General features: G+C 59.9%; 25 protein-coding genes and 2 riboswitches. Of the genes, 11 read left to right on the top strand and 14 right to left on the bottom strand.

What is annotated here, in order from left to right:
• The first annotated feature begins 35 nt into the window (after positions 1-35).
• Positions 36-359 carry a HesB/IscA family protein gene (locus SIB92_RS02700; RefSeq protein ID WP_412554372.1) on the top strand — a complete coding sequence of 108 codons (324 nt, stop codon included), beginning with the start codon at positions 36-38 and terminating at the stop codon, positions 357-359.
• Between the two features lie 14 nt (positions 360-373).
• On the opposite strand, the gene SIB92_RS02695 is transcribed toward SIB92_RS02700, so the two are convergent.
• Positions 374-1282: an EamA family transporter gene (locus SIB92_RS02695; RefSeq protein ID WP_412554371.1), complete on the bottom strand. Its 909-nt coding sequence runs from the start codon at positions 1280-1282 to the stop codon at positions 374-376.
• Positions 1283-1458: 176 nt separating this feature from the next.
• Here SIB92_RS02695 and xth point away from each other — a divergent pair, with 176 nt between their 5' ends.
• A complete protein-coding gene (gene xth / locus SIB92_RS02690; RefSeq protein WP_412554370.1) occupies positions 1459-2238 on the top strand; it encodes an exodeoxyribonuclease III in 780 nt (259 codons plus the stop codon).
• Here xth and SIB92_RS02685 read toward each other — a convergent pair.
• Both SIB92_RS02685 and SIB92_RS02680 read right to left on the bottom strand, forming a co-directional pair.
• Positions 2235-2846: an SOS response-associated peptidase gene (locus tag SIB92_RS02685; protein ID WP_412554369.1), complete on the bottom strand. Its 612-nt coding sequence runs from the start codon at positions 2844-2846 to the stop codon at positions 2235-2237. The genes xth and SIB92_RS02685 overlap by 4 nt on opposite strands.
• Positions 2847-2849: 3 nt before the next feature.
• Positions 2850-3527 carry an arylesterase gene (locus SIB92_RS02680; protein WP_412554368.1) on the bottom strand — a complete coding sequence of 226 codons (678 nt, stop codon included), beginning with the start codon at positions 3525-3527 and terminating at the stop codon, positions 2850-2852.
• Between the two features lie 18 nt (positions 3528-3545).
• Between SIB92_RS02680 and SIB92_RS02675 the strand changes: the two genes are divergently transcribed.
• Together SIB92_RS02675 and SIB92_RS02670 are read left to right on the top strand one after the other, a co-directional pair.
• The gene (locus SIB92_RS02675) at positions 3546-4241 is read left to right on the top strand and encodes an ABC transporter ATP-binding protein (RefSeq protein WP_412554367.1); all 696 of its coding nucleotides are present in this window, start codon (positions 3546-3548) and stop codon (positions 4239-4241) included.
• On the top strand, positions 4238-6763 hold the full coding sequence (locus SIB92_RS02670) for an ABC transporter permease (RefSeq protein ID WP_412554366.1): 2526 nt from the start codon (positions 4238-4240) through the stop codon (positions 6761-6763). Before SIB92_RS02675 ends, SIB92_RS02670 begins: the two co-directional genes overlap by 4 nt.
• Positions 6764-6879: 116 nt before the next feature.
• Here SIB92_RS02670 and gcvP read toward each other — a convergent pair whose 3' ends face one another.
• From gcvP to gcvT, 3 genes are all read right to left on the bottom strand, one after another.
• Positions 6880-9729 (bottom strand): aminomethyl-transferring glycine dehydrogenase, encoded by a 2850-nt coding sequence (gene gcvP / locus SIB92_RS02665; RefSeq protein WP_412554365.1) that lies wholly within the window; start codon positions 9727-9729, stop codon positions 6880-6882.
• A 145-nt stretch (positions 9730-9874) separates the two neighbouring features.
• A complete protein-coding gene (gene gcvH, locus SIB92_RS02660; protein WP_294113521.1) occupies positions 9875-10234 on the bottom strand; it encodes a glycine cleavage system protein GcvH in 360 nt (119 codons plus the stop codon).
• An 18-nt stretch (positions 10235-10252) separates the two neighbouring features.
• The gene (gcvT, locus tag SIB92_RS02655; protein ID WP_412554364.1) at positions 10253-11377 is read right to left on the bottom strand and encodes a glycine cleavage system aminomethyltransferase GcvT; all 1125 of its coding nucleotides are present in this window, start codon (positions 11375-11377) and stop codon (positions 10253-10255) included.
• 85 nt (positions 11378-11462) lie between these two features.
• A riboswitch (glycine riboswitch) is annotated at positions 11463-11544 on the bottom strand.
• Positions 11545-11631, bottom strand: a riboswitch (glycine riboswitch).
• A gap of 284 nt (positions 11632-11915) precedes the next feature.
• On the opposite strand from gcvT, the gene SIB92_RS02650 reads away from it, so the two are divergent.
• Positions 11916-12302 (top strand): hypothetical protein, encoded by a 387-nt coding sequence (locus SIB92_RS02650; RefSeq protein ID WP_412554363.1) that lies wholly within the window; start codon positions 11916-11918, stop codon positions 12300-12302.
• A 16-nt stretch (positions 12303-12318) separates the two neighbouring features.
• Here the strand turns inward: SIB92_RS02650 and SIB92_RS02645 are convergent, their stop codons facing one another.
• Complete coding sequence (locus tag SIB92_RS02645) at positions 12319-12774, bottom strand: RrF2 family transcriptional regulator (protein ID WP_412554362.1); 456 nt, start codon at positions 12772-12774, stop codon at positions 12319-12321.
• Positions 12775-12879: 105 nt separating this feature from the next.
• On the opposite strand from SIB92_RS02645, the gene SIB92_RS02640 reads away from it, so the two are divergent.
• Both SIB92_RS02640 and mgtE read left to right on the top strand, forming a co-directional pair.
• A complete protein-coding gene (locus tag SIB92_RS02640; RefSeq protein ID WP_412554361.1) occupies positions 12880-13443 on the top strand; it encodes a gamma-glutamylcyclotransferase family protein in 564 nt (187 codons plus the stop codon).
• A gap of 12 nt (positions 13444-13455) precedes the next feature.
• A complete protein-coding gene (mgtE, locus tag SIB92_RS02635; RefSeq protein ID WP_412554360.1) occupies positions 13456-14850 on the top strand; it encodes a magnesium transporter in 1395 nt (464 codons plus the stop codon).
• A 1-nt stretch (position 14851) separates the two neighbouring features.
• Here mgtE and SIB92_RS02630 read toward each other — a convergent pair whose 3' ends face one another.
• Together SIB92_RS02630 and SIB92_RS02625 are read right to left on the bottom strand one after the other, a co-directional pair.
• Entirely contained in the window at positions 14852-15805 is a 954-nt protein-coding gene (locus tag SIB92_RS02630) for a 1-phosphofructokinase family hexose kinase (RefSeq protein WP_412554359.1), read from the bottom strand.
• Between the two features lie 154 nt (positions 15806-15959).
• Positions 15960-16895 (bottom strand): MBL fold metallo-hydrolase, encoded by a 936-nt coding sequence (locus SIB92_RS02625; RefSeq protein ID WP_412554358.1) that lies wholly within the window; start codon positions 16893-16895, stop codon positions 15960-15962.
• A 125-nt stretch (positions 16896-17020) separates the two neighbouring features.
• Between SIB92_RS02625 and SIB92_RS02620 the strand changes: the two genes are divergently transcribed.
• The gene (locus tag SIB92_RS02620) at positions 17021-17449 is read left to right on the top strand and encodes a DUF1801 domain-containing protein (RefSeq protein ID WP_412554357.1); all 429 of its coding nucleotides are present in this window, start codon (positions 17021-17023) and stop codon (positions 17447-17449) included.
• Positions 17450-17510: 61 nt separating this feature from the next.
• Positions 17511-18836 carry a glutamate--tRNA ligase gene (gltX, locus tag SIB92_RS02615; RefSeq protein WP_412554356.1) on the top strand — a complete coding sequence of 442 codons (1326 nt, stop codon included), beginning with the start codon at positions 17511-17513 and terminating at the stop codon, positions 18834-18836.
• Between the two features lie 141 nt (positions 18837-18977).
• Here gltX and SIB92_RS02610 read toward each other — a convergent pair whose 3' ends face one another.
• The 3 genes from SIB92_RS02610 to SIB92_RS02600 form a co-directional block, all read right to left on the bottom strand.
• Entirely contained in the window at positions 18978-19478 is a 501-nt protein-coding gene (locus tag SIB92_RS02610) for a hypothetical protein (RefSeq protein ID WP_412554355.1), read from the bottom strand.
• A gap of 270 nt (positions 19479-19748) precedes the next feature.
• Positions 19749-20096 (bottom strand): RidA family protein, encoded by a 348-nt coding sequence (locus tag SIB92_RS02605; protein WP_412554354.1) that lies wholly within the window; start codon positions 20094-20096, stop codon positions 19749-19751.
• A 37-nt stretch (positions 20097-20133) separates the two neighbouring features.
• A complete protein-coding gene (locus SIB92_RS02600; protein ID WP_412554353.1) occupies positions 20134-21792 on the bottom strand; it encodes an NAD+ synthase in 1659 nt (552 codons plus the stop codon).
• Positions 21793-22006: 214 nt separating this feature from the next.
• Here SIB92_RS02600 and SIB92_RS02595 point away from each other — a divergent pair, with 214 nt between their 5' ends.
• A complete protein-coding gene (locus tag SIB92_RS02595; protein WP_412554352.1) occupies positions 22007-23428 on the top strand; it encodes an MORN repeat-containing protein in 1422 nt (473 codons plus the stop codon).
• 53 nt (positions 23429-23481) lie between these two features.
• Here the strand turns inward: SIB92_RS02595 and SIB92_RS02590 are convergent, their stop codons facing one another.
• Positions 23482-23928, bottom strand: coding sequence for a MarR family winged helix-turn-helix transcriptional regulator (locus SIB92_RS02590; RefSeq protein WP_412554351.1), 447 nt, complete (start codon positions 23926-23928; stop codon positions 23482-23484).
• 19 nt (positions 23929-23947) lie between these two features.
• Between SIB92_RS02590 and SIB92_RS02585 the strand changes: the two genes are divergently transcribed.
• Positions 23948-24457: an ABA4-like family protein gene (locus SIB92_RS02585; RefSeq protein WP_412554350.1), complete on the top strand. Its 510-nt coding sequence runs from the start codon at positions 23948-23950 to the stop codon at positions 24455-24457.
• Here SIB92_RS02585 and SIB92_RS02580 read toward each other — a convergent pair.
• The gene (locus SIB92_RS02580) at positions 24430-25089 is read right to left on the bottom strand and encodes an SDR family NAD(P)-dependent oxidoreductase (RefSeq protein ID WP_412554349.1); all 660 of its coding nucleotides are present in this window, start codon (positions 25087-25089) and stop codon (positions 24430-24432) included. The genes SIB92_RS02585 and SIB92_RS02580 overlap by 28 nt on opposite strands.
• Positions 25090-25212 lie beyond the last annotated feature (123 nt).

Raw genomic sequence — 25212 nt, 5'->3', positions numbered from 1 at the left:
GAACAGGGCAAATCGCGCGAATAGGACAAAAAATCATGCAGTTGCCGCCAAAAGTGACCGAAAGAGCCTTCGAACGACTGGCAGAGATTGGTGCCGCCGATCAAGGGCAGGCGTTGCGCGTGGCTGTCGAAGGCGGTGGATGCTCCGGCTTTCAATACGAAATCAAACTCGACACGCAAAAAGACGACGACCTTGTGCTCGAAGGTGGCGGCGAGAAAGTCCTAGTGGACAGTGTGTCCCTGCCCTTTCTGACGGACGCAGTAATCGACTTCACCGAAGAGCTTATTGGCGCGCGTTTTGTGATCAACAACCCCAACGCCACAAGCTCGTGTGGCTGCGGCACCAGCTTCTCCATGTAAGCACAAACGCAGAGTTAGGCCGTTGCGGCCCGGACCTTTTCTGTGGCCGGCATCGTGCCAGCCACAAGGACCAACCCGCTCAGCACCACCAACACGCCGCCCAACACCACGCCGACAGACACCGCATCGCCAAACAGGACGGCGCCCACTATCAACATCCACACAAATTGGATGTTCATCAATGGCGTCGCCACATAGGCAGGCAACAGCGTCAACGCGACCATACACAGCCAACGCGCCACAAACATCGCCGCGCCATAGAGGCAGATCCACATAAAATCAGTAAGCCCTATTGGCACCGCCACAAATGGCAAAATCGCCAGCATCGCCAAGCCGCCTCCAAGGTTCGGCCAAAACACCTGTGCCAGACATCCGCCTTCGCGCTGCGTCATCCAGCGCGCCAGCACCAAAGACAGCGCAGTTGTCGCACAGGCCGCAAAAGCCGCGGCATGCCCCACCCCCAAGGCACTTCTGCCATCCAGAAAGAGGCACATCACCCCTAAACTGCCCGCAGCCAAAGCAATCCACGCAGTTGCGCGCACCGGCTCTCGCAACACAGGGCCGGACAAAACCGCCACACCAAGCGGGATCAGCCCAATGAACAAAAACATCTCCGCCAGCGGCAGCAACCGAAACCCATGGTAAAAGCCAAAAGCACCTAACAGCCCAAGCACACACCGTAGGACCATAAATCTGACGTAGCGTGTCCGCAGTTGCGCCGCCACGCCCTGTGTCCCTTCCCTCGTTCCAAAGAGAGCTGACAGTATGCTAAGCCCCGCCACTACCAAACAGGCCACGCCAAACAATTGCGCTGCAGGATAGCTCTGCGCGATCATCTTGATCAGCACATCCGCACTCGTAATCACCAGCGTATAGCCGAATACAACCAAGCACCCTAGGGCGCGCATAGACACAACAGGCACGTGACCCTCAACACACCAAACACAAAAACGGTCAAAAGTACTGCCTACAGCCTGCCACAGCTTTTGGTTTTCACAAAGCCATAGGCATCCGCCCCAAGGTTGCGATGAACTTCCGCCTTGCTGTTCCCTGCCGGGGCTGGATAGATACGCCTGTCCAGCAGCGAGGAGCGCGTCCTATGAAAATCGCCACATTCAACATCAACGGCATCAAAGCGCGCATCGAAACCCTGCCCCGCTGGCTGGACGAGGCGCAGCCCGATGTCGCGCTGCTGCAAGAAATCAAATCCGTGGACGAAGCCTTCCCACGCGAAATATTTGAAGAGCGCGGCTATCAAGTCGAAACCCACGGCATGAAGAGCTTCAACGGCGTGGCGATCCTCTCCAAGCTACCGCTAGAGGATGTGACCCGCGGCCTGCCCGGCGACGACACCGACGAACAGGCCCGCTATATCGAAGCCACCGTGATGGGAGACACCCCGGTCCGTGTCTGCGGCCTCTACCTGCCCAACGGCAATCCCTGCCCTGGTCCAAAATACGACTACAAGCTCGCTTGGATGGAGCGGCTGTACACCCGCGCCCAAGAGCTTATGGCCTCCGAGGAACCCTTCCTCATGGCGGGTGACTACAACATCATCCCGCAAGATGAAGACGCCGCCAAACCCGAAGACTGGCAGGAAGACGCCCTCGCCCGACCCGAAAGCCGCGCTGCATACCGCCGCTTGCTGAACCTAGGCTTCACGGAAGCCTTCCGCGCCCGCAATCAAATGCCCGGTATGTATTCCTTCTGGGACTACCAAGCCGGTGCTTGGAACCGCAACAACGGCATCCGCATCGACCACTTTCTGCTGTCGCCACAATGCGCGGACCTGCTGCAAGACTGCCAGATCGACAAAGAAGAGCGCGGCCGCTCCAAGCCATCTGACCACGTGCCTGTCTGGGTGGACCTCGCCGCCTAAGGCGCGTCCCAATCCACGTCTGTGGCCTCTTCGATCGACAGCCCCCCTTCCGGCCAGGGCACCATCAGCGGCGCGACCTCTTCCGGCGTGCCGGTGAGCCACAGATCAATCGCATCTTTCTTAAGCAGCACCCCCATCCTGTGATGGATTGGCTTCACATCGGCGTTGGGCTCACAAGTCACCGTCGCCACCTGATGCACCTCCCGCCCACCGGGCGCAGTCCAGACATCCGTAATCGCGGCAAACACCAACGGCTCGTTACCCCGGATACGCCAAGCCGTTTTCTTGCGCTTCTCTCCGGTCCACTCGTACCACCCGTCGACAATCACAACCGCTCGGCCAACGCCATCAAACGCCGACTTATCAAACACCGTTTCTGAGCGCGCGTTGACAATGGTCTCCATCACCGGCCGCCCCCGCGCATTCACGCGCCCAACCGGGATAATTCCCCAGCGCATGCGTCGGAAACCGCCAGTCGTCAGACAGATAACCTCCTGCCCAGGCGCGATATTCCGTCGTGGCGGTTCGTCAGACACCTCACCAACGCCGTGACCAACCCACTGGCCAATCTCCATCATTGAGGTCTCAAGAAACAGCCGCCCGGGCATAGGTCACTCCTTCGCAGCGTGCTCCGCCAGGCTTTGCACATATGGACCAAGCGCCGGCACAATCCGCGCCACACCCTGCACATTTGGATGAATGCCATCGGCTTGCATCAACGCCCGCAACTCTTCTGCGGGCAAATCCCGAATGGCTTCAAAGAAGTCCGGCACCAGCGCCACGCCATACTGCGCCGCCAATTCGCCATACATCCCATCAAACGCTTGTTTGTAGTCCGCACCAAAATTCATCGGCGCTTCCACGCCTACCAACAGCACGTTGACGCCCGCCGCCTGACCAGCCTCGATAATCCCCGCCAGATTGGCTTTGCTCACCGCCGGGTCAATCCCGCGCAGCGCATCATTACCTCCCAAGGTGACTATCATCGCGTCCACATCCGGCCCCAAGGTCCAGCCAACGCGCGACAGCCCGCCCTGCGTTGTATCCCCAGACACCCCTGCATTTTGCACCGAAACATCCAGCCCTTGCGCCTGAAGCCAGCCTTCAAGTTGCGGCACAAAGCCTTCTCCCTGCGGCACGCCATAGCCATGTGTCAGACTATCGCCCAGGGCCGCAATCACCACCGGCTCGGCCAAAGCCGACCAAGCTGTTACCGGAACAACCAAAATGCTCAGCGCCAGCGCCTTGCCGCGGCGTGATAGCGCCCCATATAGGTTGGAAACATTCATCAACAGGCGGCCTCTTTCATGTCATCCATTCTCTCCCTTCAAGATGCGGTTTTGGCGCTGGATAGCAATGCCGGACGCATAGAAATCTTGCACGGCATCTCCTTGGACGTGCAGGCCGAAGAGACTTTGGCGCTGGTTGGCCCCTCTGGGTCTGGCAAATCCTCACTGCTGATGCTGATGGGCGGATTGGAACGCGCCACCTCCGGAACTATAACGGCTTTGGATCATGACCTCTCCGCCATGGATGAGGATGCGCTGGCCCGCTTCCGCCGCGAAAACATGGGTGTGGTGTTTCAGAACTTCCACCTGATCCCAACCATGACCGCGCTGGAAAACGTAGCCACCCCGCTGGAGCTTGCAGGCCGCAAAGACGCCATGGAGCGCGCCGAAGCGGAACTCGAAGCTGTCGGCCTTGCCCACCGCGCGGATCACTACCCCTCCCAAATGTCCGGCGGTGAGCAGCAACGCGTCGCCCTAGCCCGCGCCTGCGCCCCGTCGCCACGACTGCTGCTGGCCGACGAGCCCACCGGGAACCTCGACCAATCCACCGGCGAAACCATCATGGACCTGCTGTTTGACCTGCATGCCAAACGCGACACCACACTGGTGCTTGTGACCCACTCTAATGCGCTGGCCGAACGCTGCGAGCGTGTTGTCCACCTGCGCGACGGTCAAATCGATGCGCCTTTGGCAGCGGTAGAGGCCTCCGCATGAGCCTGACCGCTGCCACGCGCATCGCCCGCCGTGAAATCCGCGGCGGCCTGCGCGGCTTCACCGTCTTCCTCGCCTGCCTGATTCTGGGCGTGGCCACCATTGCCGCCATCGGCTCCGTGCGCAGCGCCATCCAAACCGGCCTCGCCTCGGAAGGCGCAACGCTCTTGGGCGGCGACGCTGAAATGAGCTTCACTTACCGCCGCGCCACTGACGCAGAACAGGCGTGGATGGCAGACAACGCAGAGGCCACTTCAGAAATCATCGACTTCCGCTCGATGGTGGTTGTCCCGCGCACAGACGGTGCGGAACGCGCACTCGCGCAAGTCAAATCCGTGGATGACGCCTACCCACTTGTCGGCAACGTTGACATAAGCCCTGACATCTCATGGCAAGACGCGCTGGCTGGATCTGCCACCCTCCCCGGTGCAGTCCTGCATGGCCTGCTCGCCGACCGCCTGTTGCTCGACATCGGCGACACCTTTCAGCTTGGCACCCAAGAATTTATCCTGACCGCCCGCCTCGATCGCGAACCCGACACCGCAGGCGGCTTCAACTTCGCCCCCCGTGCCTTTGTCCGCACCGAAGACCTTGCCAACAGCGGCCTACTCGCCGCCGGCACGCTCTTCACCAGCCACTACCGCCTCGACCTACCGCCCAATCCAGACCTCGCGGCGCTCGAAACCGACGCCCGCGCAAAATTTGAAAGCACCGGCCTGCGCTGGCGCGACAGTCGCAATGGCGCGCCCGGCATCACCCGCTTTGTTGAACGTTTTGGCGCCTTCCTGATCCTCGTCGGCTTGGCTGGTCTTGCTGTAGGCGGCGTGGGCATCTCCACCGCCATCCGCGCCTACCTCTCGCGCAAAACCGAAACCATTGCCACCCTGCGCAGCCTAGGCGCAGAGCGTCGCGTGATCTTCCTCAGTTATTTCCTGCAAATCGGCTTTGTGTCTTTGCTAGGCATCTCGCTCGGCCTTGTCCTAGGAGCGCTCCTGCCAATCCTGCTCGGCCCTCTGATCGAAGCCGTGTTGCCCTTCCCGGCCAGCTTCAGCCTCTACCCGGTCCCTCTGATCGAAGCCGCCCTTTATGGTGCCCTTGCCGCCGCCATTTTCACCCTCTGGCCCCTGGCAAAGGTGGAAAATGTCCGTCCCAGTGCGCTCTTCCGCGATCAACTTGGCGAAAACCGCCACCTGCCCGCCGCGCGTTACATCCTCGCCGTAGGCCTGCTGATTGCCCTCCTGCTCGGCCTCGCCAGCTGGCTTTCCGGTTCCATCAATCTCACGCTTTGGTTCGCTGGCGGCGTCATGATCGCCATGATCGCACTCTCCTTTGCGGCCACCGGCCTACGCGCGCTTCTGCGCCGCCTCGCCACCCGTCTGCGCAGCCGTCCCGAACTCCGCTGGGCCGTGCAATCGCTGGGACGTGCGGGCGACGCAACCACCCCGGTCGTGCTGTCCCTCGGCCTTGGTCTCAGCGTGCTTGCCACTGTCGGCCAAGTGGACGGCAACCTTCGCAACGCCATTGCCCGCGACCTGCCCGACGTCGCACCATCCTTCTTCTTCGTCGACATCCAACGCGACCAAATGCCCGACCTTCAGGCAGATTGGGACGCCACACCCACCATCCACAACGTCGAAACCGCCCCCATGCTGCGCGGTGTGATCACCCGTATCAATGATCAACCTGCCAAAGAGGTCGCGGGCGATCACTGGGTTGTGCGCGGTGACCGTGGCGTGACCTACGCCGGCGCCATGCCACCCGACACCAAACTCACCGCCGGCACCTGGTGGGATCCGGATCATGCAGGCGAACCTCAGATCAGCTTTGCCGAAGAAGAAGCTCTCGAGATGGGGCTGAAACTGGGCGACACGCTGACCATCAACATCCTGGGCCGTGACATCACCGGCACGGTCACCAGCTTTCGCGAGGTGGATTTCTCTTCCGCAGGCATGGGCTTTGTGATTGTGATGAACGAAGCCGCTCTCGCGGGCGCCCCGCACAGCTTCATCGCCACAGTCTATGCCGATGCCGACAGTGAAGCGACCCTGCTCAAGGATGTCTCCGAGCAATACCCCAATGTGACCGCCATCCACGTGCGCGACGCGGCACAACAGGTCTCTAGCCTCGTGGCGCAACTCGCCAACGCCACCACTTACGGCGCGTCGACCATCCTGCTCACGGGTCTCTTGGTGATCTTTGGCGCCGCCGCTGCGGGCCAAGCCGCCCGCACCTATGAGGCCGCGATCCTGAAAACCCTCGGCGCCACCCGTGCCCAAGTGCTGCGGAGTTTTGCTTGGCGCGCTGCGCTGCTTGGGGCGGCGGCTGGCACGGTTGCACTTGCGGTAGGGCTGACTGGCGGCTGGGCGGTGATGACCTTTGTCATGGAAAGCGACTTCTACGTGATTTGGCCCAACGCCCTGCTGATCTTGTCCGCAGGCATTCTGGCCAATCTACTGGCAGGCATGGTTTTCGCGCTGCCCTCCCTCGCCAATCGCCCTGCGCAAATTCTGCGCGCCCGCGACTGACCCATCAAACAGAAAAAGCCGGGCGCAAACCCGGCTTTCTCATTCTTCAAATATCTCGGGGGTGTGCTTGCCGTCGCAAGCGAGGGGGCTGGCCCCCTCTCCCAATCCTGCGAGACTTACTCCGCCGCTTCGGCGTAGTCATCCATCGGCGGACAGATGCAGATCAGGTTGCGGTCGCCATAGGCGTTGTCGACACGGTTCACTGGTGGCCAGTACTTGTCCACACGGAACGCACCTGGAGGGAAACAACCCTGCTCACGGGTGTATGGACGATCCCAATCTTTCACGAGGTCTTCCATCGTGTGCGGCGCGTGTTTCAGCGGGTTGTTCTCCGCATCAATCCGACCTTCCTCGATGTCGCGGATTTCTTCGCGAATGGACAGCATCGCATCACAGAATCGATCCAGCTCCGCCTTGTTCTCAGACTCGGTGGGCTCAATCATCAACGTGCCTGCCACAGGCCAGCTCATGGTTGGCGCGTGGAAACCACTGTCGATCAGACGTTTGGCAATGTCATCCACGGTCACCCCAGCACTGTCCGCAAACGGACGGGTGTCGATGATGCACTCATGCGCCACGCGGCCGGTTGGGCCTTTGTAGAGAACGTCATAAGCCCCTTCGAGCCGCTTTGCGATGTAGTTCCCGTTCAGGATCGCCACACGGGTCGCCTGGGTCAGACCTTCGCCACCCATCATCAACACATAGGCCCAGCTGATAGGCAGGATCGAAGGCGAGCCAAATGGCGCCGCCGAGACCGGCCCTTCAACACCGCCTGCTTCCGGGTGACCCGGCAGGTGCGGTGCCAAATGCGCTTTCACGCCAATTGGTCCCATGCCGGGGCCGCCCCCACCGTGCGGAATGCAGAAGGTCTTGTGCAGGTTCAGGTGGCTCACGTCACCGCCCACATCGCCCGGACGGGACAAGCCGACCATCGCGTTCAGGTTTGCGCCGTCGATGTAAACCTGACCGCCAAACTTATGGGTGATGTCACAAACCTCATGCACCGTGTCTTCAAACACACCATGGGTGGACGGATAGGTGATCATGCACCCAGCCAGGTTCTCGGCGTGCTTCTCAGCCTTGGCGCGGAAGTCTTCCACGTCAATGTCGCCGTTCTCCGCCGATTTCACCGCCACAACTTTCCAGCCCACCATCTGTGCCGAGGCTGGGTTGGTACCATGCGCGCTCATCGGAATGAGGCATACGTTGCGGTGACCTTCACCGCGGGAACGGTGATAGGCCGCAATGGTCAACAGACCGGCATATTCCCCCTGCGCACCGGAGTTCGGCTGCATGGAAATCGCATCATACCCGGTGATCTGACACAGCTTGTCGTTCAGATCGTCGATCATCTGCGTATAGCCCTCGACCTGATCTTTTGGCGCAAACGGGTGCAGGTTGGAGAACTCCGGCCAGCTCACAGGCATCATCTCCACCGCCGCGTTCAGCTTCATGGTGCAGGAGCCTAGCGGGATCATCGCGCGGTCCAGCGCCAGATCGCGATCTGCCAGACGACGCATGTAGCGCATCATCTCGGTCTCAGCCCGGTTCATGTGGAAGATCGGGTGATCCAGATAGCCGGTTTCGCGCAGCAGCTTTTCTGGCAGACGATACTCTGGCGTGTAGTCCTTGTCGTCCTGCACAATGCCAAACGCACGCCACACCGCTTCGATGGTCTGCGGACGGGTGGTTTCATCCAGCGAGATACCAACCTTGGTCTTGCCCACTTTGCGCAGGTTGATGCCTTCCTGCACTGCGTGCTGCAACACACCGCGCTGCAACAGCCCCACATCCACGGTGACGGTGTCAAAGAATACACCAGGCTCCACAGTGAAACCCGCGTCCTCCAGACCTTTCACCAGACGGGCTGTCTTGCGGTGCACCCGCTGCGCAATCGCCTTCAGACCTTCCGGACCGTGGAACACAGCGTACATGGAAGCCATCACCGCCAAGAGCGCCTGTGCGGTACAGACGTTGGAATTGGCTTTCTCGCGGCGGATGTGCTGCTCACGGGTCTGCAGCGACAGACGGTAGGCACGGTTGCCCTGCGCATCAATCGACACACCAATAATCCGGCCTGGCATGGAGCGCTTGTAGGCGTCCTTACAGCTCATATAGGCAGCGTGCGGACCGCCATAGCCCACCGGCACCCCAAAGCGCTGGGTGCTGCCAACAGCAATATCCGCGCCCATCGCGCCCGGCTCTTTCAGCAGGGTCAGGGCCAGCGGATCTGCCGCCACAACGCCAATCGCCTTGTTGGCGTGCAGAGCTTCGATTTCAGCAGTGAAGTCACGCACGTGACCATGGGTGCCTGGATACTGGAAGATCGCGCCAAACACCTGGTCTGCTTCCAGATCGTCCGGGTTGCCCACGATCACTTCAATACCCAGCGGAGCGGCACGGGTCTGCATCACCGCGATGTTCTGCGGGTGACAGTTTTCGTCCACGAAGAAGGCTTTGACTTTGGATTTGGACACGCGCTGCGCCATGGTCATCGCTTCGGCACAAGCGGTGGATTCATCCAGCAACGAAGCGTTAGCCACATCCAGACCGGTCAGATCAGTGATCATGGTCTGATAGTTCAACAGCGCCTCAAGGCGGCCCTGCGAAATCTCTGGCTGATATGGCGTATATGCCGTGTACCATGCCGGGTTCTCCAGAATGTTACGCTGGATCGCTGGCGGTGTGACGGTGCCATAGTAGCCCTGCCCAATCAGGCTGGTCAGAACTTTGTTCTTTTCGGCAGCGGTCCGCATGTGGCGCAGAACCTTGCGCTCAGACATCGGGCGTCCGGTGTTCAGCGGCTCTTTCTGACGAATGCTTGCGGGCATCGTGTCATCAATCAGCGCGTCAAGACTGTCGGCGCCAATCACCTCTAGCATCGCGTCCATCTCATCCGGAGACGGGCCGATGTGACGGCGGTTGGCAAAATCATAAGGTAGATAGTCGGTGGGTTTGAAGGTCATCTTCATCTCCTCAACAATCCGCGGCAACAGGTGCGGCGAAGAAAAAGTCAGACTGCGGTCCGACACAATGCCGGACCAACCATTCTCTTTTGAAACTCAAAGGAAGCGCGAAACGGCGTTGCCCGCCTCGCGCGCGCAGATGCGCTTACCCGATGAATTCTTTGTAGGCGTTCTCGTCCATGTAGTCGTCCATCTGGGACGGATCGGACGGCTTGATCTTGAAGAACCAGGCGCCTTCCATGGGGTCATCGTTCACTTTGCCCGGCTCATCAACCAGCGGCTCGTTCACTTCAACGATCTCGCCATCAATCGGCGCCAGAATGTCGGACGCGGCTTTCACGGACTCAATCACACAGACTTCTTCGTCTTTGGTGACCTCGGTGCCCGCTTCTGGCAGTTCGACAAACACCACATCGCCCAGTTGCTCGCTGGCGTGTTCGGTGATGCCCACAACCACAACGTCGCCTTCAACCCGCAGCCATTCGTGCTCTTCGGTATATTTCATTGCTTGCTCTCCTGTTGCTCAACGTTTGAAATTGGCAGGCACCAGCGGCATCTTCGCCACGGTCACGGGCATACGCTTACCCCGTACCTCACCAAAAATTTCTGTCCCGACAGCGGCCTGCGCCGTGCCGACATATCCCATGGCCACCGGACCTTCGTAGGTCGGACCAAATCCGCCGGAGGTGACTTCGCCAATCGGCTCGCCACCTTCAGCCGCGGCAAACAGCTGCGTGCCCGCGCGCATCGGCGCCCGGCCTGTTGGGGCCAAGCCCACACGCTTGCGTGCCACGCCTTCTGCCAGATCGCCAAAGATGCGGTCTGCACCAGGGAACCCACCGGCGCGATCGCCATCCGCGCGACGCACTTTCTGGATCGCCCAGGTCAGCGCCGCCTCGACTGGGGAGGTTCCGGCATCAATGTCATTGCCATAAAGGCACAGGCCACCTTCCAGACGCAGGCTGTCGCGCGCACCAAGGCCAATGCCTTCCACCTCTTCCATCGCCAACAGCTTGCGGCAAATGCCTTCCGCGTCGGCTTCCGGGATGGAAATCTCATAGCCATCTTCTCCGGTGTAGCCCGAGCGGCTGACCCAACAGGCCGCGCCATCCAGCTCAACTTCGGTGAAATCCATAAACGCCATCTCGACAACGGCAGGGTTCAGCCGCGCCAAAGCGGTCTCCGCCGCCGGCCCTTGCAACGCCACAAGCGCACGGTCGGTGATCTCTTCCACCGTGACATCCGGGGACAAAGCCGCGGTCATACGCGCAATATCCGCTTCTTTACAGGCCGCATTCACCACCACAAACAGATGGTCGCCGCGGTTGGCAAACATCAGATCGTCCTCGATCCCGCCCGCGTCATTGGTGAAAAACCCGTAGCGCTGACGCCCAGCGCCAAGGCCGATCACATCCTGTGGCACCAGCGTTTCAAACGCCTTTGCGGCCGCCTCATAGCTCTCGGCCCGCAACGCAACCTGCCCCATGTGGCTCACATCAAACAAACCTGCAGCGCCACGACAATGCAGGTGCTCTTTCATGACGCCCAGCGGGTACTGCACAGGCATGTCATAGCCCGCAAACCCAACCATCTTGGCGCCAAGCTCAACATGCAGATCAAACAGCGGTGTCCGCTTCAAATCTCCCATAGGCTTCGCCCTTCTCCTTCCGGGCGTGTCCATGTTTGGAGGTCACATCCGGCATCCCATTTTCGCGCAACTGTTCTGCGCGTGCGATGCCCCCTCTGTCCGACTGCCTGAGATCGTTATCCCTTCGGCGGGTGTCCTGACGAACACCTCTCTCCAGAGTGTGTTTTCAAAGGTGGTCGGTCCCTGTGGCCTGAGAGTTTCCGGGGCGGTTGCTCCTTCGGCACTGGATCGTCCAGTTCTCCCGATTCACCTTGGCGTGCACCGTAGTATGCAGAACCAAAGCTGACAAGCCTCAATATCGCAGGGGATTATCGCGCGATAAGCAATAGTTATGACACACTTCACCCAGCCCGGTAAGTAATTGCAAACCAACAAAAGGTTTTCCGCGCAATCAGACGACTTTCCACGGCGACCTGCACCTTCACGCCACCTTATCGAAACGACATTTAGCAACCGCCGATCATGCAGTTTTGCAAATCACCTTGGCTTCCTCAGCCCGACTCCCTAGGTAGGCGCCCATCCAAACAGGACCTTTATGATGCTGGTTATTGCCTTGATCCTTTTTGTCGGCCCCCTCCTTGGCGGCGCGCTCTCCCTTGGCGCAGGCGCACAACTCTGGCGCGACGGCAAAGCGGAAGGACCAATCGCGGTTCTTTTAGCAACCGCTCTAGGGCTCCTGGCCATCTGGGGCTTGCGCTACGACCTCGGGCTCAACCTACCGGAACTCTCCGCTCTGCCCTCCGGTGCAACGTTGGAGCAAACGCTGGCCATTTTGGCCGGCGCCTTATTTCTCACCCTGCTGGTTGGCACATTCCGCTGGCCAGCGCAGCGCAAAGGCCGCTGGATGGCGGTCCTCGCCTGTCTGTTTTGGGGAGTTGTAATCGCCGCAGGAATCGTCCTCTCAGGCGTGGACTTCCGCCACTAAGCCCGCGATCACATCTCTAGCTGGCTTTTGAGCCACAAGGATCCGGCGCCAGAATGCCCAGCAACGCGGTGTTGTCACACACCAGTGAGTCCAGTGTCACTACGTCCAAGCGTTTGTAGAACGCCTCCGCCGCCTCGCGCAGCGCTTCCTTCAGTCGGCAGGCCTCCACCAGCGGACAAGAGTTATCCACATCCGCAAAGCACTCCGCCAACGGCACAGTGGCCTCCATCGCCCGGAAAATTTCACCGATCTCGATATCTTTGGGGTCCCGCGCCAACTCAAGCCCGCCATTGCGCCCCCGTTGCGTGCTCAAAACCCCCATCAACGCCAGTTGATGAATAACCTGCGCCAGATGGTTTTCGGAGGCATTGCACACCCCGGCAATCTCATGCTTGGTCACCAAGCGGCCACGGTGCGCTGTACAATACATCAGCACGCGAATGGCAATATTCGTCCGTTTGGTAATCCGCATTCTCTTCCTCTCAGTCCGTCCCGGCGGTCAGATGGGTGAGCGGGTTGTGCCAGAGTGGTCCGCGCATAGCATTGACATGGATCAACACACGTGTAGGGAGGAGGCATGACCGCCTCCTACTTCTTTGGCTATGGCAGCCTCGTGAACCACAGCACGCATTCTTACGAGAATGCGCATCCCGCGCGCCTGAACGGGTGGCGGCGGCAGTGGTGTCACACCGACCTGCGTCCCATCGCGTTTCTTACTGCTGTGCCAGACGACTCCTGCGCCATTGACGGTATTATAGCACATGTTCCAGGCGATGACTGGGAGGCTCTGGACGCCCGTGAGTTTGCCTATACACGCGTGATCAGCACTCCGAAGGTCACCCATCCAATCAGCGATCCGATTGAGATCGCGGTTTACACCGCCCGCCACGACATCGGCCTGCCTGCAGACATGCGCCACCCCATTCTGCTCAGCTATCTGGACGTCGTGGTCCAAGGCTACTTGCATGAGTTTGGCGAGCAAGGCGTGGCGGATTTCTTTGCCACAACAACCGGTTGGGACGCGCCCATCCTACATGACCGCGCCGATCCACAATACCCGCGTCACCGCGTACTGACCAAAGACGAGACCGCGCTGGTGGATCACCACCTCGCCGTTCTGGACGCAAGATTCACCAGCTAAAGGCCAATCGCCATGCCCTCTATGATTTGGCACAACGACCACACAGAGGACGGCAAACAGGCCAACCGCAAGCTGCTAAAACAGCTCGATCACTGGATCGCAGCTGATGACAAAGCGGCCTTATTGGAAGCACTCGAAGACTGGCCTGCGGCCGACACATTGGCCGCCCTCACACGCCTACGCCCCGCCCGCGCCCGCGTGATGTTTGACTGGATCCCGGATGCGCTTGGCCTCAAGGTCATGGCCGAACTCGACCCAGACCTGCGCGCCGTTCTGTTCTCAGAAACTTCCCTCACAACATTCTCCAACATCATCGCGATGATGGATGAGGATGAGGCCGTAGACACGCTACTGGAACTACCGCGCAGTTTCGCGGCACAGCTGGTCGCGGCGCACCCAAAGGCCGACGCCATCGCCGCTGTCCTTCAAGCCCGCGACGACAGCGCCGCCACCGTGATGCGTCTTGGCGTTTTGATGGCCCCAGCAGACTGGACCGTCGCACAGCTAACCCAGGACATCCGCGCCCGCAGCCAGAACCTCGCCAAAATCGACATGATGTTTGTGGTGGACGTCAACCGCAAACCACTGGGGTTCCTGCGCTTTCGCGAAGTACTGGCCGCCACCGACGACGTGATCCTGCGCGACATCCTGCACCCGGAACTGCTTTTGGTCAGCGCCGACTGGGACCGCGAAGACGTCCTATCAATGGCACGCGCCAAAAACCTGCACGCCATCGGCGTGATCGACAGCACTGGCAAGCTCGTCGGCGGCATCTCCCCGCGCGAACTGGCTGAAATTGTCCGCGAAGAGGCCGAAGAAGACATGCTGCGCATGGGCTCGGTTTCCCCCGCCACCACACAGTTTGACAGCCCGTTCACCATCCTGCGCCGCCGTCTGCCATGGTTGCTCGGCGGCCTAGGCGGGGCGGGCTTTGCTGCCGGTGTGATCGGCTCCTTTGAGGACGCGCTGGCCCAGGCCGCCGTGCTGGCCAGCTTTATCCCCGTGGTCATGGCCACCGCCGGCAACGCAGGCATTCAAGCCTCCACCGTGTCTGTGCAGTCCCTCACCTCCGGCGTAAACTGGCGCGGCGACTTTGGCGGCCGCATCCTTCGCGAACTCTTGGGCGCCATGCTCAACGGGCTCTCCATCGGCAGCATCACCGCGCTCATGGTCCTGTTGGTCAGCCAGATCATCCCGCTGCACGCACCCGCCTATCTGGCCCTCACTGCCCTCTGTGCCCTGACATTAGTGACCACCATCGCAGGCACCATTGGCGCCGTTATTCCCTTTGTTCTCAAATCCCTAAAGCTCGACCCTGCCGTGGCGACCGGCATTTTTATCACCACCACAAACGATGTGTTTGGCGTGCTGATCTTCTTCCTTGTCGCCTCGATGCTGTATCTCTGAGCTACACCGCCAGGTCGCTCAACGCACATTCCGGCAGATAGCGCTCAAAATCCGGCTTCCGGCACAGCTCTCGTGCGGGCGTGGTCACCGCCGACGTCGCCGCCGTCGTGCCCCACTGCAAGGCCGTGGTTGCGTCTTTGCCCATGGCCATCGCTAAGGCAAACGCCCCGACAAAACTGTCCCCGGCCCCCACTTTGCTATCCACCGGCACATCCAACCCAGAGGCGTGCACACAGCCCTCCGATGTCGCCAGCACCGACCCATCCGGCCCCCGCGCCACAATCACCGTGCGCGCCACACCTTTGGCCACCAAATTCCGCGCAAACCGGGCACTGTCCTCGCGGCTCGCCAATGGCGCGCCTTCGATTTCTTCTGCCTCGTCATGATCCATACGCAGCACCTCCAGTCCACAGCCGTCATGCCCACACAGATCCGCCAATGGCGCGCCGGAAATGTCACAAATCACCTTCGGTCCAGCAGTCCCCAGCCGCTGCATGATACGGCGGATCACATTCACCGGCATCCCCGGCGCCAAACTGCCTGAAAGCACAACCAATCCCGACGGCGACACCATCGCACACAGGTTGTCCAACATCAGTTCACAGTCCGCTTCCCGCCAAGTTGGCCCCGGCATCACGTAGCGGTACTGATCCCCTCTTGCGCCCTCAATCACCGCCACATTGGTGCGAGTTTCCCCCGGTGCTGGATAGGGAATGCGCGCAATGCCCTCTTCGGCCAACAAATCCCCGAGCTTAACACCCGCCGTGCCCCCAGCCGCAACAAACGCCCGCGAATGCCCGCCCAAAATGCGAATGGCACGTGACACATTGATCCCGCCGCCACCGGCACTGAACACCGGCGCGTCGCAGCGCAGCTTCGGCCCGGCGCTCACCTCAGGCGTCGAAGTGGACATGTCCACAGCTGGGTTGAAAGTCACGGTCAGAATATCTTGCAACGATCCATCCTCCAGAGAGCAAACAGCACGTGTCGCCACCGACACCCGCAAACCGTTACCGCAAACAGGGCGTGCAAAACTCTGTCCTAGATCAAAGACCAAAACAAAAGCGGCGCCCCGAGGGGAGCGCCGCCTCTAAGAACCAAAACGGTTCTTATCCCAGCATCAGCTGGTAACTTGCTGGCGCATATTTGTAGCCACTGTCGTGTTTCTCGACATAGCCCACCGCTGGCCATGGCATGTGATAGCCAATGAACGGAATGTTGTCCGCCGCCAGCATATCCAGCATCTTGCGCCGGGTCGCCGCTGCAGCAGCCTTGTCCCGATCAAATTTCACCTCCCAATCCGGGTAGGCCAATGACCACACATAGTGGTTGGCAAAATCTGCCGCGATTACAAGCTGTTGCCCCTCGCTCTCGATGCGGTACGCCATGTGACCTGGCGTGTGTCCAAAGGCCCCCACGGCGGAGATACCCCCTGCCACATCAGCCCCATCTTCAATCATGTCAAAGCGCTCGGCATTCGGGCGGATCTTGCCTTCAAAGGCCTTGTTGCCATCGGTCGCGGCCCAGGCGTCATATTCCACCCGACCAGTCACATGACGCGCATTGCCAAAGGTCACGCCGCTTTCGCCAGCCACACCGCCAACGTGATCGCCATGCATGTGGGTGATCACCACCGTATCAATCTGATCCGCCGAATAGCCCGCGGCCTCCAACGCGCCCGTAATGCTCTCCGGGCTCAGGCCGGTATCAAACAGCACCAACTCGTTGCCGGTGTTCACCACAGTCGGCGTAAAGAAAAACTGTGCCGCATTGGTCGGGATGTTGGCAGCCCCCGAAGCCTCAGCAAACTCTTCCGCGCTCACGTTCATGCCAAAAATGCTCTGCGGATTCTCCACCGTGCGCGTGCCCACCAACAAGGTGGTCACTTCAAAACTGCCAAGCTTCATGCGGTTAAAGCGCGTCGCGCCCACTCCCATCATCTCCGCTTTGGCTGTGGCCATTTGCGGCGCCATCGTCGCAGCCAACGGCATCGCCGCCGCCCCCGCCAAGACGCCACGCCGAGTCAGTCCAGTCTTCTTTGACATTGATCCTCTCCCATTGATGTCAAAACGGTCCGTATTGGCTACACTACGTAATCCGCAGCGCTTTGGGCCAATCTTCACCGCAAAGTGAACACACTCGATAACCGCGAACAGGAAAAGGGAACCGAATGAGCAGCAATAAAACCGCCCCCACCGATTTGGCTCCACGCGACTTCCTGCAAACCGTCTCGCCCGCACGTCGCCAGTCTGACACCCTCGTCCTGCTCGACCTCTTTGAACGTGTCTCCGGCTACCCTGCTGTCATGTGGGGCCCGTCGATCATCGGCTTTGGCCAATACCACTACCGCTATGACAGCGGCCGCGAAGGCGACTTCCTCGCCACAGGGTTTAGCCCGCGCAAAGCCAACCTCGTGCTCTACATCATGCCGGGCTATCAGGACTACAGCGCCATTCTCGACCGCCTCGGCAAACACAAACTGGGCAAATCCTGTCTCTACATCAACAAACTCGCCGACATCGACCTCGCGGTCCTCGAAGAGCTGATCCAAACCGGCCTCGCCGACCTCAATGCCAAATGGCCCGTACACGCGGGCTAAGCGCCACATTTCTGGACAAACTGCGCAAGGTGTGGAATTGGGAACGCAACAGGAGATTCCCATGACGACCACCCGTTTTGCCCCTTCGCCCACCGGCTACATCCACGTTGGCAACCTGCGCACCGCGCTGATGAACTACCTGATCGCCCGCAAAGCTGGCGGCACCTTCATCCTGCGCATCGACGACACCGATCCGGAGCGCAGCAAACAGGAATATGTCGACGCCATCCAAGAAGATCTCGAATGGCTCGGCCTGACCTGGGACCGCATCGAGAAACAATCCGACCGTCTGGAGCGCTATGAAGACGCCGCGCAGCAACTGCGCGACATGGGCCGGTTCTATGAGTGTTTTGAAACCCCAACCGAACTCGACCTGAAGCGCAAGAAACAGCTCAACATGGGCAAACCGCCGGTTTACGACCGCGCGGCGCTGAACCTGTCTGAGGATGAGAAAGCCAACCTGCGCGCAGAGCGCGGCAACGGCCACTGGCGTTTCAAGCTGGACCACGAGCGCATCGAATGGACCGACGGCATCTTGGGCGACCGCTCGATTGACGCCGCCTCAGTCTCTGACCCGGTGCTGATCCGCGCCGACGGTCAGTTCCTCTACACACTGGCCTCCGTTTGCGACGACATCGACTACGGCATCACCGATGTTGTGCGCGGCTCGGACCACGTCACCAACACCGCCACGCAAATTCAAATCATCGAAGCGCTTGGCGGCGCGGTGCCAAACTTCGCGCACCACTCCCTGCTGACCGGCCCACAGGGCGAAGCGCTCTCCAAGCGCCTCGGCACCCTGGCTCTGCGCGACTTGCGCGAGGCCGGTGTGCAGCCGATGGCCCTCCTGAGCCTGATGGCCCGTCTGGGCAGTTCCGACCCAATGGAGCTGCGCGCCAACCTCGAAGAGATTGCAGACGGCTTTGACATCACCAAATTCGGCGCCGCACCAACCAAATTCGACGTCGAAGATCTCTACCCGCTCACCGCCAAAGTGCTGCATGAGAAGCCACTAGAAGAGGTGACCGACGCCATCGCCGCCGTGGGTGTGCCCGCCGACAAGGCCGAACGCTTCTGGAACGTGACCCGCGACAACATCACCACGCTCAACGATCTGGGCAAATGGTGGGACCTCTACACCAATGGGGCTGAGCCGGAGATCGATGACGAGGACAAAGAGTTCATCGCCGAGGCCATGAAACTCCTGCCCGAAGGCCCCTTTGACGACGACACGTGGTCCACCTGGACCGCTGCGGTGAAAGACGCCACCGGCCGCAAAGGCCGCGGCCTCTTCATGCCCCTGCGTAAAGCCCTCACCGGTCAGAAAAACGGCCCTGACATGGCCTCCCTGATGCCGCTGCTGCAGGTCATCAAAGCGCGCGGGTAAGCCGCCAGAAGAAAAAACGGCCCGTCCCTGATTGGGGCGTGCTGCAATTTGCAAATCATGAATTCAGCCAAAAACCTTCAGAACTGATGGCATAGATGCGGGACCAAGCGCCAATTCGCAGCTAGTGCAGGAATTTTGCCTTCAAGGTTTCCCGGCAAGAAAAAGCTGAATGCCTTTCCCGTCATCGACATACTCGGCTTCTATGACGGTAAGGTTCTTGCTACCGCCGCCCTTTCTGACACGCCCTGCTAAGTCAAAGTGGACTGCATACCGTCCTTCGAAGAAGCCCCCAAAGTCGCCTGCTCTCAGCAACAGGTATTGATACGGGTTGGAAAACTCCGCCAAAGCAAAGAACCACTCTCCGTTCAACGTCAAATTTGCATCATCCGCAAAAATGGGCTCGGGCTTTCCGAGAATTCTTGTTTCCCGCTGTCGCCAGTCTTCTGGTGAGTTTTGACTTGCTGCAAGGGCCCTATCATCCTCATTGCGCCTCCATACAACCACCCTGTGACTGTTAAGAAAAATGATCTCTGCTTCACCGGGCCTGAATTCAGCAACTTGGATGATTGGTTGGTTCGCAACCTGATGAGCCACTACATCAGCGGTCGGTAAACCCGCCCGCATTAGCTGGGTAAATCCCATCAAGAGGGAGAACACTACTGCTACCGCAGTCAGGATATATAGTGAATTTGAGCGTCGCATACTGCCAGAATGGATAGTCCAATTCTACCTACACGAAAAGTGGGTAAAGGCGGCACAACTCGAATTGCCGATCAAACGGATGAACTAGAACAAGGTCAAAGCGATGATGCGAATCTCCCGCTTCATCCGTCACTCTAGGCAAAAACCAGCCTGCCATCGTCCGAGAAAGACGAGCACCACACTTGCCCGCCCTTTTCCAACGCCATTCCCTCAGCTACCCTTCACCGCCGCCGTCACAATCACCTCAACCTTCAGCACATCGCGCGCCAATTTCGCTTCGCCACAGGCCCGCGCAGGCGCATGACCTTCCGGCACCCAATCATCCCAAACCGCATTCATCTCGGCAAAATCAGCCATGTCAGACAGCCAAACAATGGCCTGCAAGATATGCTCACGATCCGATCCGGCCTCTTCCAGCAGCGCATCGACGCGAGACAGACAATCCCGCGTCTGCTCTGCAACCGTGTCGCCCGCGCCAACTTGTCCGCACAGGTAAGCCACCTGATTGTGAATGACGATTTTGGACATCCGTGTGCCCGTGTGTTTGCGCTCAATCATGTGCAAGCCCCTGTTATGTCTACGTTAGTGCTGCCGTTCAGCTCGGATCGCGGAACCGGTTCACAATCGGATAGCGCCGGTCCAGCCAAAACGCTTTCTTGCTCAACCGCGCGCCCGGCGCGGACTGGAAGCGTTTGTATTCGCTGATGTAAACCAGATGTTCCACCCGCTTCACCGTCTCCCGATCATAGCCAGCAGCAACACAGTCCGCGACGGATTTGTCCTCATCCACCAGCATGAACAGGATCGCGTCCAGCACGTCATACGGCGGTAGGCTGTCCTCATCCTTCTGATCCGGGCGCAGCTCGGCGGAAGGCGGCTTGTCGATGATGTTCACCGGAATGACCTCGCCTTCCGGCCCGTTCATCCAATCCCGATGCACGCTGTTGCGCCAGCGCGAGGTCTCAAACACGCGGGTTTTATACATGTCCTTGATCGGATTATACCCGCCCGCCATGTCGCCATAAATTGTGGCATAGCCTACCGCGACCTCGGATTTGTTGCCGGTGGTCAACAGCATCTCGCCAAACTTATTGGACAGCGCCATCAGCAACAGCCCACGCAAACGGCTCTGGATGTTCTCTTCCGTCAGCCCCGGCTCGGTGCCCTCAAACAGCGGCGCCAACGTGTTGGTGATCGCCGCACGTCCCTCGGCAATAGGCACATAATCGTAGTGCACACCCAACCGCTTTGCGATGTCCTCCGCGTCATCCAGAGACTCCTGCGAGGTATACTCCGACGGCAGCATCACACAGCGCACATTCTCCGCGCCCAGCGCATCCACCGCAATGGTTGCCACCAGTGCGCTGTCAATGCCGCCAGACAACCCCAGCAGAACCTTCTTGAAGCCGGTTTTGCCCATGTAATCCCGCAGCGCTTCGACACTGACGCGATAGTCCTGTTCTTCCCCCGCGGGCAGCAACGCCTTTGGGCCATCTTTACAGCGCCACCCTGCGGCGGTGCGCTCAAATTCCACATGCGCCACCGCTTCGTCAAACACCGGCAATTGCATCGCCAACTGCCCGCCGGGGTTCAGCACAAAGGAGCCCCCGTCAAACACCTGATCGTCCTGACCGCCCACCATATTGAGGTACACCAGCGGCAGTTCGGTCTCGATCACACGGGCGACCATATGGTTCATGCGGCGATCAAACTTGTCGCGGTAATAAGGCGAGCCATTCGGCACCACGAGGATCTCCGCACCGGTTTCCTCCAAGGTTTCCGGCACATCCTCAAACCAAGCATCTTCGCAAATTGGGCTGCCAACCCGCACGCCATTCACATCATATGGCCCGCCCATCGGCCCATGGGCAAACAGGCGCTCTTCGTCAAATACGGTGTAGTTGGGCAAGTGATGCTTGAGCTGCGTATGCGCAATCTTTCCGCCCTTCAGGATGAAGTAGGCGTTATAAAGCGCCCCTTCCTGCACCAACGGTCCGCCCACGGCCACAACTGGCCCGTCCGCGCAATCCGCCGCCAGTTGCTCAATCTCCGCCAGCGCCGCCGCCTGCAAAGCCGGCTTCAGGATCAGATCCTGCGCGTTGTAACCCACAATGAACATCTCCGGGAAAGCCACCATATCAGAGCCCGCCGCCTTGGCCTCGGCCCAGACCTCGCGCACCTTGTTGGCATTGCCCGCCAAATCCCCCATCACCGGATTGGCCTGCGCCAGTGTCAAACGGAATGTATCAGCCATGTCTTCTCTTCCCGCACCGCGTTACTTGCGCAAAGATGTAGCAGACACAGCGCCAAGGAAAAGCGCAAACCACCGCCCTCAGACCGCTCAATCCCGCCAAAACAGGGCCTAGGTGCAAAACCGTTTGCCCCAATCCCACCCTTGCCCTAAAATCACGCAAAACACCGCAAGGTGATGGGGATGCTCCTTCGGGGCAACAGTGGGACTGGAAATTATGAGCAGAACTCAGGCACTTACCATAGCCATCCTGATGGCAGGCACATCGTTGAGCGGTGCTGCCTTCGCACAGGACAGCCAGGTTCTGACCAAACAATATGACGACGGCGGTGTCTATGAGGGCACCTTCAAGGATGGGCTGCAACACGGCACCGGCATCTACCGCCTGCCCAACGGCTACGAATACGAAGGCGCTTGGGTTGAGGGTGAGATCGTTGGCGAAGGCATGGCCCGCTTCCCCAATGGCTCGGTTTATGTCGGCACCTTTGCCAAAGGCAAACCACACGGATTTGGCAAAATCACCTTCACCGATGGTGGCACCTACGAAGGCGACTGGGCAGACGGCAAGATCACCGGCGCCGGTGTGGCGATCTATGCCAACGGCGTGCGCTACGAAGGCAGCTTCCAAAACGCCAACCACCACGGCAAAGGCGTGATGATCAGCCCGGCCGGCTACCGTTACGAAGGTGACTGGCTCAACGGCGTCAAAGAAGGCTTGGGCAAAATCACCTATGCCGACGGCACCATCTATGACGGCGAAATCAAAGCCGGTGAACGCGCGGGCCAGGGCCGCCTGACCATGCCCGGAGGCCTGATCTACGAAGGCACCTGGGCCGCGGGTCAGATCGAAGGCGACGGCACCCTCACGCAGCCCAATGGCGACATCTATGTCGGCCAACTGGTCGGTGGTCAACGCCAAGGCAAAGGCATGGTGACCTACGCCAATGACGACACCTATGAAGGCGACTTCCAGGCGGATCAACGCCACGGCCAAGGCACTTTCAAAGGCAGCGATGGCTACGTCTACGTGGGCACCTGGGTCAACGGTGACATCGAAGGCAACGGCGAAGTCACTTACGCTGACGGCTCGGTCTATGTCGGCCAGTTCGCCAATGGCCTCGCCGACGGCCAGGGCAAAATCACCTACACCGATGGCACCACCTATGAAGGCGACTGGAAAGCGGGCGTGAACGACGGCGTTGGCAAAGCCGTCTACGCCAACGGCCTGGTCTATGAAGGTGACTTCAAAAACGCGAAAAACCACGGCCGCGGCGTGATGACCTACGCCGACGGCTACCGCTATGAGGGCGAATGGCAAGACGGCCAGCGCCACGGCATGGGCGTCGCCACCTACGCCGACGGCACCACCTACACCGGCCAATTCTCTCTGGGCCAGCGCAACGGCATTGGCGAAATTGTCATGCCGGACGGCTTCAAATACGCGGGCGAATGGAAATCCGGCGAGATTGACGGCGTTGGTGTGGCCACCTATGCCAACGGCGACATCTATGAGGGCACTTTCAAAGGTGGCCAGCGTCAGGGCGAAGGCACCATGAAATACGCCTCCGGTGAAGAGCGCAAAGGCAACTGGGCCAACGGCACTCTTTCCGAGGCCGCCCCTGCCCAAAACGACGGTTAACCCGACCGCCAGCAAAGATCACAAAGCCGCGCCTTGGGCGCGGCTTTTTCATTTCAGGTCAGAGTACCTGCCGCCCCTGGCGCCAACCGCCTCAGCATTTCCGCCAACTGCCCCACATCCGCGTCATCCCACTGCGCGTCCAGCAAATATCCCGCCCGCTTGGCAAAAGTCACAAGCGCCTCCTCCAAACGCTCGGCACCTGTATCTGTCAGCACAACAAACACAATCCTCGCATCCCGCTCATCCACATCACGGCTGAGCAACCCGATTTTCTCCATCGGCGCGGCCATGCGGGTCACGGTGGAAGCACTCACATGCATACGCTTGGCCAGCTCTACCCGCGCCAATCGCTGCTTTGGCGACCGCTGCAAATGCAGCAGCATCAAAAACTCATTTACAGAAATGCCATGCACCGAGGAAAACTCCCCGGCCAGCCCCGCGCGAAACTCGTCCGCTGCCTGCAAGAGCCGCAGCGCGCTTGTTGTTCTGATATCTGTCATGTGCCTCACTTATTGCAACATGCTTGTATATGCAAGCGAATCGCAACATATGGCAGAAAACACCTTTTTTATGGATAACCCAATGCCCTTTGAAACCGCCTTCTCTCTCGCAGGCCTCCTCGCCATGTCTGGCTGGCTCCTGCTACTCGCCTCCCCATGGCTGCCCACACTGTCAGACAAAACCGCGGGCTTCCTCCTGCCAGCCCTGCTCTCACTCGGCTATGTCGTGCTGATCCTGCTTCCGGCCGACACAACCGGCGGCTTTGACAGTCTGGCAAGCGTGAAAGCCCTGTTCTCCCACGACCAGGCGCTCCTGGCCGGCTGGGTGCATTTTCTTGCCTTTGATCTGTTCATTGGCGCTTGGGCCTGCCGCTCTGCGCGCGCAAAGGGCATCCGCTTCTGGTGGGTGGCCCCCAGCCTGCCACTGATCTTCCTGTTTGGTCCGGCTGGCCTGCTCGCCTACTGGGCCCTATCCGCGATCAGCCGTCTCGCAGACCGGTCTCACCACGGCACTTCAAGCCCAGCGTAATCATAGAACCCACCACTCTGGGCGGGCGCCAGCCCGTCCAACACGCCAAGAAGGTTTGCCGCAGCCTCCTCAGCCCCAACCTTTTTATGCGCCGGATAATTCGACGTGAAGTCGGTCGCTACTGTGCCGGGATGTAACGCCACACAGACAGCCTGCTTATGACTGCGTGCCAGCTCTACCGCCCCGGTACGGATCACCTGGTTAAGCGCGGCCTTGGATGCCCGGTAAGAATACCAGCCACCAGCACGATTGTCGCCAATCGATCCCACCCGCGCCGACAACGCTGCAAACACGCCCCGCTCCCTCCGCGCCAACAACCTCGGCGCCTGCTTCAACACCAGCGCGGGTCCAACAGTGTTCACTGCAAACTGCGCCGCCATCTCCACCGCACTCACCTCGCGCAACGATTTCTCCGGTGCAGACCTCGTGTTCACCAGCGCCCCCGTCGCTACAAAGATCAGGTCGAACGGCCCGTCGAGCGCCTCCAAAACCGCCTCAGCCTGCGCCGGATCGGCAACATCAAACCCGTCCCGCCGCTGCGATAGCCCGACAACCTGCGCGCCTCGCGCCCGCAATCGTGCTGCCACCGCCGCCCCAATCCCACCTGTATCACCAACCACCAATGCGCGCATATCTCTCTCCCTCTTGCCCTGAGATTACGCACAACACGGCAAACCGGATGCTCTAAGTCTTTCACAGTCCTCAAATATCCTGGGGGGTCACTGCCCCGCCGTGACGGGGCAAAGCCCCAGTCC

It is taken from the genome of Shimia sp. MIT1388 (assembly GCF_047124445.1).
Lineage (GTDB): Bacteria > Pseudomonadota > Alphaproteobacteria > Rhodobacterales > Rhodobacteraceae > Shimia.
The sequence above is the reverse complement of the archived record's forward strand: the minus strand, read 5'-3'. Positions and strand labels throughout refer to the sequence as shown.